The 15839-nt window shown below is 63.3% G+C and carries 17 protein-coding genes; 8 read left to right on the top strand and 9 right to left on the bottom strand.

Annotated features, from left to right (window positions below; all coding sequences use genetic code 11):
• Nucleotides 1-122: 122 nt before the first annotated feature.
• The 5 genes from FJW08_RS04240 to hutI form a co-directional block, all read right to left on the bottom strand.
• Complete coding sequence (locus FJW08_RS04240; protein ID WP_140809069.1) at nucleotides 123-701, bottom strand: HutD family protein; 579 nt, start codon at nucleotides 699-701, stop codon at nucleotides 123-125.
• Nucleotides 702-712: 11 nt separating this feature from the next.
• Nucleotides 713-2386, bottom strand: a complete 1674-nt coding sequence (gene hutU / locus FJW08_RS04235) for a urocanate hydratase (RefSeq protein WP_181182832.1) — start codon at nucleotides 2384-2386, stop codon at nucleotides 713-715.
• Between the two features lie 25 nt (nucleotides 2387-2411).
• Nucleotides 2412-3230, bottom strand: a complete 819-nt coding sequence (gene hutG, locus FJW08_RS04230; protein WP_140809067.1) for an N-formylglutamate deformylase — start codon at nucleotides 3228-3230, stop codon at nucleotides 2412-2414.
• A gap of 220 nt (nucleotides 3231-3450) precedes the next feature.
• On the bottom strand, nucleotides 3451-4986 hold the full coding sequence (hutH, locus tag FJW08_RS04220; RefSeq protein WP_140809066.1) for a histidine ammonia-lyase: 1536 nt from the start codon (nucleotides 4984-4986) through the stop codon (nucleotides 3451-3453).
• Nucleotides 4983-6215 carry an imidazolonepropionase gene (gene hutI, locus FJW08_RS04215; RefSeq protein WP_140809064.1) on the bottom strand — a complete coding sequence of 411 codons (1233 nt, stop codon included), beginning with the start codon at nucleotides 6213-6215 and terminating at the stop codon, nucleotides 4983-4985. The genes hutH and hutI overlap by 4 nt, the downstream gene beginning before the upstream one ends.
• A gap of 98 nt (nucleotides 6216-6313) precedes the next feature.
• Between hutI and FJW08_RS04210 the strand changes: the two genes are divergently transcribed.
• Nucleotides 6314-7669, top strand: coding sequence for a formimidoylglutamate deiminase (locus FJW08_RS04210; protein WP_140809063.1), 1356 nt, complete (start codon nucleotides 6314-6316; stop codon nucleotides 7667-7669).
• Nucleotides 7670-7674: 5 nt separating this feature from the next.
• Nucleotides 7675-8421, top strand: a complete 747-nt coding sequence (gene hutC / locus FJW08_RS04205; RefSeq protein ID WP_181182831.1) for a histidine utilization repressor — start codon at nucleotides 7675-7677, stop codon at nucleotides 8419-8421.
• A gap of 48 nt (nucleotides 8422-8469) precedes the next feature.
• On the opposite strand, the gene FJW08_RS04200 is transcribed toward hutC, so the two are convergent.
• The gene (locus tag FJW08_RS04200; RefSeq protein WP_140809061.1) at nucleotides 8470-8814 is read right to left on the bottom strand and encodes a RidA family protein; all 345 of its coding nucleotides are present in this window, start codon (nucleotides 8812-8814) and stop codon (nucleotides 8470-8472) included.
• Between the two features lie 229 nt (nucleotides 8815-9043).
• Here FJW08_RS04200 and aztA point away from each other — a divergent pair, with 229 nt between their 5' ends.
• From aztA to FJW08_RS04180, 4 genes are all read left to right on the top strand, one after another.
• Nucleotides 9044-9865, top strand: a complete 822-nt coding sequence (gene aztA, locus FJW08_RS04195) for a zinc ABC transporter ATP-binding protein AztA (protein WP_140809060.1) — start codon at nucleotides 9044-9046, stop codon at nucleotides 9863-9865.
• Complete coding sequence (gene aztB, locus FJW08_RS04190) at nucleotides 9865-10740, top strand: zinc ABC transporter permease AztB (protein WP_140809058.1); 876 nt, start codon at nucleotides 9865-9867, stop codon at nucleotides 10738-10740. Before aztA ends, aztB begins: the two co-directional genes overlap by 1 nt.
• 29 nt (nucleotides 10741-10769) lie before the next feature.
• Nucleotides 10770-11711 carry a zinc ABC transporter substrate-binding protein AztC gene (gene aztC / locus FJW08_RS04185; protein WP_140809056.1) on the top strand — a complete coding sequence of 314 codons (942 nt, stop codon included), beginning with the start codon at nucleotides 10770-10772 and terminating at the stop codon, nucleotides 11709-11711.
• A gap of 151 nt (nucleotides 11712-11862) precedes the next feature.
• Nucleotides 11863-12201 carry a TIGR01244 family sulfur transferase gene (locus tag FJW08_RS04180; protein WP_140809054.1) on the top strand — a complete coding sequence of 113 codons (339 nt, stop codon included), beginning with the start codon at nucleotides 11863-11865 and terminating at the stop codon, nucleotides 12199-12201.
• Here FJW08_RS04180 and FJW08_RS04175 read toward each other — a convergent pair.
• The gene (locus FJW08_RS04175; RefSeq protein WP_140809350.1) at nucleotides 12198-12665 is read right to left on the bottom strand and encodes an Lrp/AsnC family transcriptional regulator; all 468 of its coding nucleotides are present in this window, start codon (nucleotides 12663-12665) and stop codon (nucleotides 12198-12200) included. The genes FJW08_RS04180 and FJW08_RS04175 overlap by 4 nt on opposite strands.
• 137 nt (nucleotides 12666-12802) lie before the next feature.
• On the opposite strand from FJW08_RS04175, the gene hppD reads away from it, so the two are divergent.
• Nucleotides 12803-13918, top strand: a complete 1116-nt coding sequence (gene hppD, locus FJW08_RS04170) for a 4-hydroxyphenylpyruvate dioxygenase (protein ID WP_140809052.1) — start codon at nucleotides 12803-12805, stop codon at nucleotides 13916-13918.
• Nucleotides 13919-13981: 63 nt separating this feature from the next.
• Nucleotides 13982-14209: a type II toxin-antitoxin system prevent-host-death family antitoxin gene (locus FJW08_RS04165; RefSeq protein ID WP_140809050.1), complete on the top strand. Its 228-nt coding sequence runs from the start codon at nucleotides 13982-13984 to the stop codon at nucleotides 14207-14209.
• Nucleotides 14210-14212: 3 nt separating this feature from the next.
• Here FJW08_RS04165 and FJW08_RS04160 read toward each other — a convergent pair whose 3' ends face one another.
• Together FJW08_RS04160 and FJW08_RS04155 are read right to left on the bottom strand one after the other, a co-directional pair.
• A complete protein-coding gene (locus tag FJW08_RS04160; protein ID WP_140809048.1) occupies nucleotides 14213-14749 on the bottom strand; it encodes a DinB family protein in 537 nt (178 codons plus the stop codon).
• A 22-nt stretch (nucleotides 14750-14771) separates the two neighbouring features.
• Nucleotides 14772-15785, bottom strand: coding sequence for a fumarylacetoacetate hydrolase family protein (locus tag FJW08_RS04155; RefSeq protein WP_140809046.1), 1014 nt, complete (start codon nucleotides 15783-15785; stop codon nucleotides 14772-14774).
• Between the last annotated feature and the right edge of the window lie 54 nt (nucleotides 15786-15839).

Raw genomic sequence — 15839 nt, 5'->3', positions numbered from 1 at the left:
GTCAGGACCGATCGACGGGGAGGATTCGGGCTTTTTCGTGATGCCGGTGCCAGCTTACGCTATATTTCGCCGGCGTCGCGATCATGTTTGGAAACAGGCGGTAACCGTTGGCCCGAAACGCGTCAGGCCGCCCCGACTATCCGGATTACGAAAAGGGTCGCATCCGGGGCGGGCTGAACCCGCAAGACAGAGGCATCCGGCCCGAGCAGCAGGGTGTCGAGCGGCCCGAGACGAATGGGCGCGGCGCCGGGGAATATGGCATGGCCTCTATGGCAAAGGATGACGGTGGAACCGGCCTCGGTCGGGATTTCCACAGGCGTCGAAATCGCCAAACGCTCGACCGAATGCAGCATCCGGCCGCGCCGGGTCATGACGTTGAGATCGGTGATCGGGCCGGCGATCAGCGCGGCACTGGTCGGCTGGTCGGCTGGAAAGGAAAATGGCTGGGAAGCCACTGTCATCCGCTCCGGCGGACGGCCCGCGACATCAAGCACGATCCCCTCGCCTTCCAGCACCGACAGGGTGCGGTCGATGCCGGCGAAGTCGGAGAACGGTCCGCTGCCTTCGACCCGGGCCATCGAGACGCGCCAGTCGAAATCGTCGAGCCCGGCGCCATCGGGCGAGACGACGATCTCGGTCGTGGTGCCGCCGCCGTTCTTCCACGGCATGACGCGGTAATCGGTGGCACGAAGGATGCGCATGACGTCAGCTGCTACCCGAGAATGCCCGGCAGGTTGAGCTGGTGCTCCTTGGCGCATTCGATCGCGATGTCATAGCCGGCGTCGGCATGGCGCATGACGCCAGTCGCCGGGTCGTTCCACAGAACGCGCTCCAGCCGCCTTGCAGCATCCGGCGTGCCGTCGGCAACGATGACCATGCCGGCATGCTGGGAGAAGCCCATGCCGACGCCGCCGCCATGGTGCAGCGACACCCAGGTGGCGCCCGACGCGGTGTTGAGCAGCGCATTGAGCAGCGGCCAGTCGGAGACCGCATCCGAACCGTCCTTCATCGCTTCCGTCTCGCGGTTCGGCGAAGCGACCGAACCCGAATCGAGGTGATCGCGGCCGATGACGACCGGCGCCTTGAGTTCGCCCTTGGCCACCATTTCGTTGAAAGCGAGGCCCAGCCGGTGGCGATCGCCAAGACCGACCCAGCAGATGCGCGCCGGCAACCCTTGGAAGGAAATCCGCTCGCGGGCCATGTCCAGCCAATTGTGCAGATGTGTGTTGCCGGGGGTGAGTTCGCGTACCTTGGCGTCGGTTTTGTAGATATCCTCCGGATCACCGGAGAGTGCTGCCCAACGGAACGGGCCGATGCCGCGGCAAAATAGCGGACGGATGTAGGCCGGCACGAAGCCGGGGAACGCAAAGGCATTTTCAAAGCCTTCGTCCTTGGCGACCTGACGGATGTTGTTGCCATAGTCGAGTGTCGGCACCCCGGCGTTCCAGAACGCCACCATCGCCTCGACATGCTCGCGCATCGAAGCGCGGGCCGCCTTCTCGACCGCCTTCGGGTCGCTGACACGCTTCTCGCGCCACTCGGCCATTGTCCAACCCTTCGGGAGATAGCCATTGATGGGGTCGTGCGCCGAGGTCTGGTCGGTGACCATATCGGGGCGGATGCCGCGCCGAAACATCTCGGGCACGATCTCAGCCGCATTGCCGAGCAGGCCGACGGACTTCGCCTCGCCGGCCTTGGTCCAGCGCTCGATCATTTCCATGGCCTCGTCCAGCGTCTCGGCCTTCTCGTCGACATAGCGGGTGCGCAGGCGGAAATCGATCGAATCCGGATTGCATTCGATCGCCAGGCAGCAGGCGCCGGCCATGACGGCGGCCAATGGCTGGGCGCCGCCCATGCCGCCGAGGCCGCCGGTCAGGATCCACTTACCCTTGAGATTACCGCCATAGTGCTGGCGACCGGCCTCGACGAAGGTCTCGTAGGTTCCCTGCACGATGCCTTGCGTTCCGATGTAGATCCAGGAGCCGGCCGTCATCTGGCCGTACATCATCAGGCCCTTCTTATCGAGCTCGTTGAATTTCTCCCAGGTCGCCCAGTGCGGCACCAGGTTGGAGTTGGCGATCAGCACGCGCGGTGCATCCGGGTGGGTGCGGAACACGCCGACCGGCTTGCCGGACTGCACCAGCAGCGTCTCGTCCTCGCCAAGCGTCTTCAGCGAAGCAACGATCTGGTCGAAATCGTTCCAGGTGCGCGCCGCCCGGCCGATGCCGCCATAGACGACCAGCTCGTTGGGGTTTTCGGCGACATCAGGGTCGAGGTTGTTCATCAGCATGCGCAGCGGCGCTTCGGTCGTCCAATACCGGGCGTTGAGCTTGTCGCCGCGAGGGCTGCGCACTTCGCGGATGTTGTGGCGAGGGTCGGTCATCATTGTCCCTTTCGGATGAGGCGGCGCGTCAGCGCCCGGCCCAGTCAATGGCGGTTTGGAGAATCTGCGTCAGCGTGGCGCGGATCGGCGCGGCGAACGCGGCGTCGTAGGGTACCGGCCAATTGTCCGGCGTACCCTTTCCGTCCGGCTCGCGCATGTAGCCGCGGTTGGAGAGTTCCATCTGTAGCGCATGCACGCCCTGATGCGGCTGGCCGAAATGGCGCGTGATCCAGCCGCCCTTGAAGCGTCCGTTGACGACAAAGGTCTCACCGGTTTCGGCCATGATCCGGTTGACCATCGCCTGCAACGCCGGATCGGCGCTCTTGCCGTCGTTCGTGCCGAGGTTGAACACCGGCAGCGTGCCCTCGAACAGACGCGGCAGCACCGAGCGGATCGAATGGCAGTCATAGAGGACAATCTGGCCATGCAAGCTGCGCAATCTGTCGATCTCGGCCTGCAAGGCGGCGTGATAGGGCGCAAAGAACTTCTGGCGGCGCTCGTCGATTTCTGATGGCCCCGGCTCTTCGCCCTCGCGATAGAGCGGATCGCCGTCGAAGGTTTCGGTCGGGCATAGGCCGGTGGTTGCCTGGCCGGGATAGAGCGAGGCGCCGGATGGATCGCGGTTGACATCGATGACGGTGCGCGAGATCGCGGTGTGCACGACTGTGGCGCCGAGACCAGCGGCGAAATCATAGAGATTGTCGATCCACCAGTCGCAATCGCGGCGACCGAGCCAGGGCGAGATAAGCCGGTTTTCGAGGCCAGCGAGGTCGATGCCGGTGTGCGGGATGGAGACCAGGAGAGGCGCGGTGCCTTGGGTGATGGTGAGCCAGGAAGGCGAGGTCATGAGAGACCTCCGTAAGTTGGAGCTCTACGGCGCCCCCCTCTGCCCTGCCGGGCATCTCCCCCTCTTGGGGGGAGATTGGCTGTCACGCGGGCTTTCGCCAATCGCCGGCGTTGGAGGAAGAGCGGCGCCAAAGAATCTGCTAATCTCCCCCCTTGAGGGGGAGATGTCCGGCAGGACAGAGGGGGGCGCGACAGAACGCGACCTGTGGCGATTGGCGTTCTCACGATGCAATCCCCGGCAGCGCCACCGTGCTCGCTGCCTTCACCGCCGCACCGCTGCGCACCATGGCAATCGCCTTTTCCATGTCGGGATGAAAATGCCGGTCATTGTCGAGATGCGGCACCTCGGCGCGAACCAGCTTGCGCACGGCTTCCAGCGCTGCGCTCGAGGCCAGCGGCTGATGGAAATCGCAGCCTTGCGCGGCCGCCAGCAATTCGATGCCGATCACGGCCGTCGCATTCTCGACCATGCCGATCAACCGCCGCGCGCCATGCGCGGCCATCGAGACATGGTCTTCCTGGTTGGCCGATGTCGGGATGGAATCGACGCTGGCCGGATAGGCTTTCTGCTTGTTTTCCGAAACGAGTGCCGCCGCCGTTACCTGCGGGATCATGAAGCCGGAGTTCAGACCGGGCTTGGGCGTCAGGAAGGCGGGCATGCCCGACAGCGCGGGGTCGACCAGCATGGCGATGCGGCGTTCCGACAGCGAGCCGATCTCACAGACGGCAAGCGCGATCATGTCGGCGGCGAAGGCCACCGGCTCGGCGTGGAAATTGCCGCCCGAAAGTGCCGTATCGTCCTCGACGAAGATCAGCGGATTGTCGGTGACGCCATTGGCTTCGGTTTCGAGGGTGTCGGCGGCTTTGCGCAGGACATCGAGCGCGGCGCCCATGACTTGCGGCTGGCAACGCAGGCAATAGGGATCCTGCACCCGCTCGTCGCCGACCCGGTGCGACTCGCGGATGGCGCTGCCGGCCATCAGATTGCGCAGCGCGTCGGCGGTCTCGATCTGGCCACGGTGCTTTCTCAAAAGATGAATGCGCGGATCGAATGGAGCGTCGGAACCCTTTGCCGCATCGGTCGACAGCGCGCCGGCGACAAGCGCCGACTGGTAGAGCACCTCGGCATCGAACAGTGCGGCCAGCGCATAGGCGGTGGAAAACTGCGTGCCATTGAGCAGTGCCAGGCCTTCCTTGGCGCCCAATGTCACGGGCTCCAGCCCATGCGAGACGAACGCGACCTTGGCCGGGAAGCGGCCATGCGGGGTAAAGCATTCGCCGACGCCGATCATCACCGCCGTCATGTGCGACAGCGGGGCAAGGTCGCCGGAGGCGCCGACGGAGCCTTGCGCCGGCACCACAGGGATGACGTCATTGGCCAGCATCGCTTCGAGCAACTCGATGGTTTGCGGGCGCACGCCGGAGGCGCCCTGCGCAAGGCTCGCAAGTTTCAGCGCCATCATCAGCCGGGCAACGGCGACAGGCATCGGCTCGCCGACGCCTGCGGCATGCGAAAGCACGATGTTGCGCTGCAGGGTCTCGAGATCCTCGGCGGGGATGCGCACGCTGGCCAGCTTGCCGAAACCGGTGTTGATGCCATAGACCGGCTCACCCTTGGCAACGATGCGCGCGACAGCTTCGGCGCTCGCCTCGATTTTTGGGCGGCAGGCATCGTCCAGTTTCGGCACGGCGCCACGATAGACGGCACGCCAGTCGGACAGCGTCGCATTGCCGGGCTTCAGGGTCAGTTCAGTCATTGTCCTCTCCAGATACGGGCATGCAGCGGGTTGAAGCCCATGCGGTAGACGAGTTCGGCCGGGCGCTCGATGTCCCAGATCGCCAGGTCGGCGGATTTGCCCGGCACCAGCGTGCCGGTCTCGTCGAGCAAGCCCAGCGCACGCGCAGCTTCGCGGGTAACGCCGGCAAGACATTCATCGACCGTCATGCCAAACAGGGTCGCCGCCATGTTCATGGTCAGAAGCAGCGAGGTCAGCGGCGAAGTGCCGGGATTGTTGTCGGTGGCCACAGCCATCCTGACTCCATGCTGGCGGAACAGGCCGATCGGTGGCTTCTTGGTCTCGCGGATGAAGTAATAGGCGCCGGGCAGGATCGTCGCCACGGTCCCCGCCTTGGCCATCGCCATGGCGCCCGCCTCGTCGGTGTATTCGAGATGATCGGCCGACAATGCGCCATAGTGGGCGGCAAGTTCAGCGCCGTGCAGGTTGGACAGCTGGTCGGCGTGGAGTTTTACGGGCAAGCCGAGCGCCCTGGCCTTGTCGAAGACGCGAGACATATGCTCGGGCGAAAAGGCGATGCCTTCACAGAACCCGTCGACGGCATCGGCCAAGCCTTCCTCTACGACGCCGGGAAGGATCGTTTTGGCGACGAGATCGATGAAAGCATCCTTGTCGCCCTTGGCTTCGGGCGGCAGCGCGTGGGCTGCGAGGCATGTGGTGCGGACCGTCACTGGACGTTCATTGCCCAGCTGTCGCGCTGCGCGCAGCGATTTCTTCTCGTTTTCGAGATCGAGCCCATAGCCCGACTTTATTTCAACTGTGGTGACGCCCTCGGCAATCAGCGCATCGAGGCGCGGCAGCGTCTGGGCGACCAGCTCGTCCTCGCTGGCGGCACGCAAGGATTTGACCGACGAGACGATACCGCCTCCTGCCCTGGCGACCTCTTCATAGGTGGCGCCGGCCAGCCGCATCTCGAACTCGTTGGCGCGGTTGCCGGCATGGACGAGGTGGGTGTGGCAGTCGATCAGGCCGGGCGTGATCCAGCGGCCCTCGCAATCGATTATCTCGCCTTGGGCAAACGCCGAGGGCATCTCGGATTCCGGACCGGCATAGACAATGCGGCCATCACGCGCGGCGAGCGCACCATGCTCGACGATACCGAGATCGGCAGAATTTTCAGCCATGGTCGCCAGACGCGCATTGCGCCACAGGCGAAGCCCCCCTGCCCGGTTTTTGCTCTCTACGGCCATCATCTTTTCCGTTTCAATCGGCGTCGATTATGTATATACATATTGAAACGCACTGCAAGTGCCATCATCGCATACGAGACCGGGAAGCGGAGAGAAAAGTGACCGAAATCTTTGCGGAACAGGCGCTTCTTCCCAATGGCTGGCACAACAATGTGCGGATCACTTTCGCCAATGGGCGCATTGCAGCGGTAGAGCCTGAAGCCGCCGCATCGCCCGGTGACGAACGCCATTCCATTCTGCTGCCAGGCATGCCCAATCTGCACAGCCACGCCTTCCAGCGCGGTATGGCTGGGCTCGCCGAGCTTCGCGGCCCCTCCGCCGACAGTTTCTGGAGCTGGCGCGAGGTGATGTACCGCTTCGCGCTGTCGATGACTCCCGACCAGGTCGAGGCAGTGGCGGCGCAGCTCTATGTCGAAATGCTGGAGGCCGGTTTTTCCCGCGTCGGCGAATTTCATTATCTGCACCATGACCGCGACGGAAAACCCTATGCCAACTTAGCCGAAATGGCCGAGCGCATAGCTGCCGCCGCCGGCGAAACGGGGATCGGCCTGACACTGCTGCCGGTGTTTTACGCGCACTCCTCTTTCGGCGGTGCGGCTCCTAACGAAGGCCAAAGGCGATTCATCAATGATGTGAATCGGTTCGCCCGGCTTGTTGAGAAAAGCCGGGAATCTGTTCGCGCGCTGAATCAAGCTGTCGTCGGCGTCGCGCCGCACAGTTTACGGGCCGCGACGCCGGAGGAACTCACGACAGTTACGGCCATGGCGCCAAGCGCGCCGATCCACATCCATGTCGCCGAGCAGGTGAAAGAAGTCGAAGACTGCCTTGCCTGGTCCGGCGCGCGGCCGGTCGAATTTCTGCTTGGGGCCGCCGCTGTCGACCAGCGCTGGTGCCTGATCCACGCCACCCACATGACGGAAGCCGAAACCATCGGCATGGCCAGGAGCGGCGCCATCGCCGGCCTTTGCCCGATTACGGAGGCCAATCTCGGCGACGGCACTTTTGCCGCGCCATTGTTCAGGGAGCATGGCGGGCGCTTCGGCGTCGGCTCCGATTCCAACGTGCTGATCGGCCTGCCCGACGAATTGCGCCAGCTCGAATATTCGCAGCGCATCGGGCACCGCGCCCGCAATGTGCTTGCGGTGGCCGGCGGCTCGACCGGCCGCGCCCTGTTCGACGCGGCGCTCGATGGCGGTAGCGTCGCGCTTGGCGCAGGCGCATCGCAAATCGCGCCTGGTGCATCGGCCGATCTCGTCTCGCTCGACGCCGGCAATCCCTCGCTGGCGGGCAAGACCGGCGATGCGATCCTCGACGCCTGGATCTTCGCCAACGGCAGCAAGGTCGATTGTGTCTGGGTCCATGGCAGGAAACAGGTCAGCGGCGGCAGGCACGCCAGGCGCGAGGCTATCGCCGAACGGTTTCGCAACGTAATGACCGCGCTTTCCGAGGGTTGACCCAGATGAGCATGGCCGAACCGGCGGAGACAGACGACAGCGAGACAGTCTCGCTGCATCAGCGCATCCTTTCCGACATCCGCGAGAAAATCCTGTCCGGCACCTGGGCGCCCGGGCACCGTATCCCGTTCGAACATGAGCTGACCGCCGAATACAAATGCTCACGCATGACGGTGAACAAGGCCCTGTCTCAATTGGCCAAGGCAGGTTTGATCGAGCGCCGCCGCCGGTCGGGCAGTTTTGTCCGCCAGCCGCAATCGCAGGCAGCCGTGCTGGAACTTCACGACATCAGGATCGAAGTCGAGGCGCTCGGCCTGCCCTACCGCTACGAGCGTCTGGAACGCCTGAAGCGGCGCAGCAATGTGGAAGACAGGGCGTTGCTCGGACTGTCTTCCGCAGGTTCGGTGTTATGGATCGAGGGCCTTCATTTTGCCGGCGAACGGCCATTCGCGCTCGAACAACGCCTGATCAATCTTTCGGCGGTTTCGGAGGCCGGGGACGAAGAGTTTCTGGAAATCGCCGCCGGACCCTGGCTGATCGGCCGCGTGCCGTGGAGCGAGGCCGAGCATCGGATACGCGCCATGAGCGTTGACGATACCATTGCCGACGCACTCGACATCGATCCCGGCGCGCCTTGCCTGGTAGTCGAACGCCGCACCTGGAGCGCCGAGCACCCGGTCACCCATGTGCGCTTCATCTATCCGGCGGAAAGCCACACGCTGGTGGCAAGGTTCACGCCGTCGCAGGGGTAAGTGATCTCCCCCACGAGGGGGGAGAATGGCAGTTCTGGCGTCGCGCCTTTACAGCGCGGCCGTAATAATAATCTCGACCAGATATTCAGGGCCGGCGAGCTTTGCTTCGCCGGTGGCGCGGGCGGGCGTGTGGCCCTGCGGCACCCACTTGTCCCATTCGGAATTCATCTCGGCGAAGGTGCCCATGTCGGCCAGCCAGATGATCGCCTGGACGATCTTGGTCTTGTCGGTGCCGGCCTTGGCCAGCAATTCGTCGATGGTGGCCAGAATATCACGGGTCTGCGAGGCGACGTTGCCGCCGGGTTCGCCGACCTGGCCGGCCAGATAGACGGTGTTGCCGTGGATGACGATCTGGCTCATGCGCGGGCCAACATCGATGCGACGAATGCTCATTGCGAGGTTCCTTCCGTTGTGGTCGCGCCTCTTTAGAGTCGCCATCCGCTTCGGGCAAGGCTGCCTGAACCGAAACCGCTTGAGCCAATCGCTCCATCCAGGGCCAGGCACGTACAGGGCGAGTTGACCACCGTGTCGCAATTCCGCCGGATTGACTTGTTGACTAATGTAATAACATCACATATCCAAGCGGCCGCATCTAGCCGGATTTGGCTTCCCACGGAACGATATGACCCAGACCTGCCTGACATTCCGTGACCTGACGCTCGGCTACAACAGCCATCCCGCGATCCATCACCTCGACGGCGCGATCCGCAAGGGCTCGCTGACGGCCGTGGTTGGGGCCAATGGGTCCGGTAAGTCGACGCTGATGAAGGGTATTGTCGGGGTGCTGAAGCCGATGGCCGGAGAGGTGATCCGCGCGCCGGGCGTGCGGACGGCTTACCTGCCGCAGCAATCGGAACTCGATCGCTCCTTTCCCGCCCGCGTTGTCGATCTGGTCTCGCTCGGCCTGTGGCCGAAGCGCGGCATGCTTGGCCGCTACACCAGGGAAGATCGCGACGCCGTCAGCCAGGCTTTGATGGCCGTCGGCCTCGGCGGCTTCGAGAAGCGACCGATCGACACACTGTCCGGCGGCCAGTTGCAACGCACTCTGTTTGCCCGCGTGCTGTTGCAGGATGCCGAGCTGATCCTGCTCGACGAGCCGTTCAACGCGGTTGACGCCAAGACGGTCGGCGACCTCATTGCCTTGATCAAGCGCTGGCACGGCGAAGAGCGCACCATCATGGTGGTGGTCCATGATCTCGATCTGGTGCGCCAGAATTTTCCCGAAACGTTACTGCTTGCCCGCCAGCCGGTTGCCTGGGGCGAGACGCGGGAGACGCTGAAGCCGGAGAACCTGCTGCGCGCGCGCCGCTTCCACGAAGCCTGGGAAGAGAACGCGCCCTGGTGCGAGCCTGACGAGCACGCTCATGGCCATGACCACGATCATCATGACCACGACCATCATGGCCACGACCATCACCATGGCGCCGGACCGAGGGCTGCCTGATGGACGCGCTCTACGGACTCTTCATCGCCCCCTTCGCCGATTTCGGCTTCATGCAGCGGGCGCTGTTCGGCTCGCTGATGCTGTCGCTCGGCGCCTGCCCTATCGGCGTCTTCCTGATGCTGCGGCGCATGAGCCTGTCAGGCGACGCGATGGCGCATGCCATCCTGCCGGGGGCGGCCGCCGGTTTCCTGTTCTACGGGCTGGAGATCCTGCCGATGACCGTAGGCGGGCTGATCGCCGGCGTCATCGTGGCGCTCGGCGCCGGTGCAGTCTCGCGTTTCACCATCCAGCGCGAGGACGCGTCGATGGCAGCCTTCTACCTGATTTCGCTCGCCATCGGCGTGCTGATGGTGTCGATCCGCGGCTCAAGCGTCGATCTCATGCATGTGCTGTTCGGCACGGTGCTGGCGCTCAACAACGAGGCTTTGACGCTGATCGGCGGCATCGTCGCGGTGACGCTGGTCAGCCTTGCCATCTTCTGGCGGGCGCTGGTGGCGGAATGCCTCGACCCGCTGTTCCTGCGTTCGGTCAGCCGCATGGGCAGCCCGGTGCATTTCATCTTCCTCGGCCTCGTCGTTCTCAATCTGGTTGGTGGCTTCCAGGCGCTCGGAACTTTGCTTTCCGTCGGACTGATGATGCTGCCGGCGGCAGCCGCGCGCTTCTGGACGGCGCGCGTCGAGCCGATGTGCGTGCTGGCCGTGCTGATCGGCTTTGCCTCCTGCATCGCCGGACTGCTCCTGTCCTACCACGCCTCGCTGCCGTCCGGTCCAGCCATCATCCTGTCGGCCGGCGTCGTCTATTTCGCCTCGATCCTGTTCGGCACGCGCGGCATTCTGCGCGCCCGCATCATCCATCACCGTCACAGAACGGCCTGATCCCCCGCCCCTGAAAGGAGACCCCGCTTATGCTGAAATCGATCCGTGCCGCCCTGGCAATGAGCGTTATAACATTAACAGCCTTTGGGGCGTCAACGGCCTTGGCGGCGCCGCTGAAAGTGGTCGCCAGCTTCACGGTCATCGCGGATTTCGCCAAAAACGTCGGCGGCGACCGTGTCGACATCACCACCATCGTTGGTCCCGATGGCGACGCCCATGTCTACGAGCCGAGCCCTGCCGACGCGGTCGCCATGGCCAAGGCCGACATCGTTCTGGTCAACGGCCTGCACTTCGAAGGTTTCCTGCAGCGGCTGGTCGATGCCAGCGCCACCAAGGCCTCGATCATCACCTTGACCAAGGGTGTGACGCCGATCGATTTCAAGCCTGAATTCGCCGACGCCGACGCGGCCGAGGGTGCCGGCACCGGCGGCGGCAAGACAGTCACCGACCCTCACGCCTTCCAGTCGATCGCCAACGCCAGGATCTATGTGAAGAACATCGCCGAGGCCTTCTGCGCGGCCGACAGCGACGGCTGCGTCTCCTATCAGACCAATGCCGCCGCCTACACCAAGAAGCTCGACGCGCTGGAAGGCGAAGTGAAGGCGGCGATCCAGTCGATCCCCGAGGCGAAGCGCGTCGTCATCACCTCGCATGATGCCTTCGGCTATTTCGAACACGAATACGGCCTGACCTTCCTCGCTCCGCAAGGCATCTCGACCGATTCCGAACCGTCGGCCGCCGACGTCGCCAAGCTGGTCGAGCAGGTGAAGCAGGACAAGGCCGCGGCCATCTTCGTCGAGAACATCACCAACCCGCGCCTGATCGAGCAGATCGCCAGCGAGACCGGCATCAAGATCGGCGGCACGCTCTATTCGGACGCGCTGTCGCAGCCGGACGGCCCGGGATCGACCTATATCAACCTGATGCACAACAACATCCGTCAGATCAAAGGCGCCATTCTCGGCAGCTGAATCTGATCTGCCGTCCAGCCGGGCCATATGGCCCGGTTGGATTTTCCGGCGCGCGATGTCTATTTGGCAGAGAATTCCGTCGAAGCGGATTGCCGCCCCTCTCCCGGAGTGGCAAGACTTTCCACCAAACCAGATTGCGAGGATGCGAGCCATGGAATATCGCCAGATCAGCGAAGACTATTCGGTCTCGGGCCAAATCCAGCCCGAGGATGTCGCCGCCATCAAGGAAGCCGGCTTCAAGAGTGTGATCTGCAACCGGCCGGACGATGAACAGCCCGGCCAGCCTTCGGCGGACACGCTCAAGGCAACGGTCGAAGCCGCCGGTCTCGCCTTCCGCTACATCCCGGTGATCAGTGGCCAGATCACGCGAGAGAATGTCGACGACCAAGCCGAGGCGCTCGACGAACTCGACGGCCCAATCTTCGCCTATTGCCGCTCCGGTGCGCGCTGCACAAACCTATATGGGCTGATCCAGCAGTCGAAAGGCTAGATCGGTAGCGCCCCGGTTTCTTTCAGCGTTTCGAGCACGATGGCGGTCTTCACATGCTGTACCGATTCGTGCGGCAGGAGCACGCCGTTGACGAACTCGGACAATGATTTGAGATCGGGCGTCACCACTTTCAGGATATAATCCATCTCGCCGGTCAGCGCATGGGCCTCCTGCACTTCCGGCAGCCGCGCCACCAGCTCGCCGAAGCGCCGCGCATTGTCTCGGTTGTGGGTGGCCAGCGTCACTGAGATGACGTTGACCAGCGAAAAGCCGAGCCTGTCGCGGTCGAGCACGGCGCGATAGCCCTTGATGTAGCCGTCCTCCTCCAGCCGCTGCCGGCGGCGCGAGCATTGCGATGCCGAGAGGTTCACCCGTTCGGAAAGATCGTTGTTGGTGAGCCGCGCATCGCCCTGCAAGAGCGCCATTATCTTGCGGTCAAACTGGTCGATGCGCGGATCATCCATGGTTTTTTCTCGTTTCATGCATGCTTCACGCATGACATCATCATTTCAAGCGTTTGAATGCAAGCACCATGCACGGGCTTCGCGCTATGATGGCGTCGGATGGCCTTTTCAGGCCAAGCAGCTTCCGGAGGAATGCCATGGGTCCCTTCCCGCACGATGCCCCGCCCGCCACGATCAGCAAGGACAATCCTGCCGGCACTGACGGTTTCGAGTTCGTCGAGTTCGCGCATCCAGAGCCCAAGAAGCTGGCCGAGTTGTTCACCCGCATGGGTTATGCGGCGGTGGCCAGGCATCGCACCAAGGACATCACCGTCTGGCGCCAGGGCGACATCAATTATGTCGTCAATGCCGAGCCCGGCTCGCACGCGATGAGGTTCGCCGACAAGCATGGCCCTTGCGCTGCCTCGATGGCGTGGCGGGTGGTCGATGGCAAGCATGCCTTCGAGCATGCCGTCTCGAAGGGCGCCACGCCTTATGAAGGCGACGACAAGGCGCTCGACGTGCCGGCCATTGTGGGCATCGGCGGCTCGCTGCTCTATTTCATCGATGCCTACGGCAAGAAGGGCTCGGCCTATGACGCCGAGTTCGAGTGGCTGGGCGAACGCGACCCGCAGCCGCAGGGCGTCGGCTTCTATTACCTCGACCACCTGACCCACAATGTCTATCGCGGCCAGATGGACAAGTGGTGGGATTTCTACCGCAATCTGTTCGGTTTCAAGCAGATCCATTTCTTCGACATCGACGGCAAGATCACCGGCCTGGTCAGCCGCGCCATCACCTCGCCCTGCGGCAAGATCCGCATTCCGCTCAACGAATCCAAGGACGAGACCAGCCAGATCGCCGAATACCTGAAGAAGTATAATGGCGAAGGCATCCAGCACATCGCGGTGGGCACCGACGAGATCTACGCCGCCACCGACAAGCTCGCCGAGAATGGGCTGAAATTCATGCCCGGCCCGCCCGAGACCTATTACGACATGTCATATGACCGCGTGAACGGCCATGACGAGCCGATCGAGCGGATGAAGAAGCACGGAATCCTGATCGACGGCGAAGGCGTGGTCGATGGCGGCATGACCAAGATCCTTCTGCAGATCTTTTCGAAGACCGTGATCGGGCCGATCTTCTTCGAGTTCATCCAGCGCAAGGGCGACGAAGGCTTCGGCGAAGGCAATTTCCGCGCGCTGTTCGAATCGATCGAGCAGGACCAGATCAAGCGCGGCGTGATCAAGGTTGACGGCAAGGCGGCATAAGAGTGAAAGCTCGTTTGCGGTTCGATCAGCATTAACCTAAGTTCCGGACATAGAGGTCGATCTGTGAACGTCTCCATAACTGAAGCCAGAGCCAAACTGTCGGAACTGGTGAGACGCGCGACAGCTGGCGAGGAGATCGTGCTCACGCGGCGCGGGAAGGCCGTGGCGCGTCTCTTGCCGCCGCCGGTGAAGGAAGACCTTTTGCCACGCATCGGCGCCTTGAAAGGCAAGATTCGTATCGCCGATGATTTTGACGCCCTCGGCCCTGAATGGGCCGAGTATTCGAGATGACGGCTAGAGCCCCAGCCGCTCGACCTCTTTCTCCCTCAGCCTCACATCGTAATCGAGCAGGAACTCGTCCAACTGCGGCGGCGCGACCGAGGTACCCGAGAGCATTGCATGCACCTGGCCGCGATGGTGGATGTCGTGCAGGAAGACGTGCGCCAGGATATCGCCGATCTTTTCCGGGATCATGCCGTCCTCGCGCCGGTCGGTGATGACGCGGCGATCGAGATCAGTCTCCGACAGGCGCTGGCAGAAGGCGGTCAGCCGCCGGTCCGCCGCAAGCTGGGCGATGTACAGCTCTCGCGGAGCATCGAAAGGCACGAAGTCATCGTAGGCAGCGGCACCGACGCCGCCTTCTTCGAGAAAATCGAGATAGAGATGATCGACCGCGAGGACATGGTTGAGCGTTGCCTTGATCGACGGGAAAAAGCTGGTGCGCTCGGCCTCGAACTCACCGGGCTCGAGCGCAAGCACAGCGCGATAGAGCCGGTCGTTCGACCAGAGATTATTGCCGGCCATGCGGCGCAGATGATCCAGAAGATCCATCGCCGAAAATCTGCCTTAGCCTCTATCTCTCGTATTTCTCGACCTTCTGCTCGATGGCGCCAAAGATCGAATGGCCGGCCTTGTCCTTCATCTCTATACGCACCGTGTCGCCGAAGCGCAGGAACGGCGTCTTTGGTTCGCCTGACACAATCGTCTCGATCATGCGCAGCTCGGCGATGCACGAATAGCCGGCGCCGCCCGCCGAGACCGGCTTGCCCGGGCCGCCGTCGAGCTTGTTGGATACCGTACCCGAGCCGATGATGGTGCCCGATACCAGCGGCCTTGTGCGGGCGGCGTGAGCGATCAGGGCCGGGAAATCGAAGGTCATGTCGATACCGGCATTGGCGCGGCCGAACGGCTTGCCGTTGATGTCGGCGAGCAGCGGCAGGCTGACCTTGCCGCCATCCCAGGCATCGCCCAGTTCATCCGGCGTTACCGCGACCGGAGAGAAGGCCGAGGACGGTTTCGACTGAAAGAAGCCGAACCCCTTGGCCAACTCCGACCCCGTCAGCGCGCGTAGCGTGACATCGTTGACCAGCATGACCAGCCGGATCGCGGCGCGTGCCTCGTCGAGGCTGGCGCCCATCGGCACATCATCGACGATGACGGCGATTTCGGCCTCCATGTCGATGCCGAAGGCTTCATCCGCCATCCGGATCGGATCGCGCGGCGCAACGAAGGAGTCCGAGCCGCCCTGGTAGATCAGCGGGTCGGTCCAGAAGCTCGCCGGCATCTCGACGCCGCGCGCTTTTCGCACCAGTTCGACATGGTTCACATAGGCCGATCCGTCGGCCCATTGATAGGCGCGCGGCAGCGGCGAATGCGCGTCGTGCTCGTGGAAGCGAGCTGCCGGCATCGCTTTGTTCTCCAGCGATTCCGCGATCGTCGCGAGATGTGGCGAGATCCTGCGCCAGTCGTCGAGTGCCGCCTGCAGCGTGCGCGCCAGGAACGAGGCGTCGGTGTATTGCGTCAGGTCGCGCGAAACGACGACGAGTCTTCCGTCGCGCGTTCCGTCCTTCAGCGTGGCAAGCTTCATATGGTTCCCTCTCCTGAGGCGGCCTTGGCGCCGCTTTGATTTCTTGTCTTAGGC

This window comes from Mesorhizobium sp. B3-2-1 (assembly GCF_006439515.1).
Taxonomy (GTDB): Bacteria; Pseudomonadota; Alphaproteobacteria; order Rhizobiales; family Rhizobiaceae; genus Mesorhizobium.
Note: the sequence above shows the minus strand (reverse complement) of the source record. Positions and strands in the feature narration are given on the sequence as shown.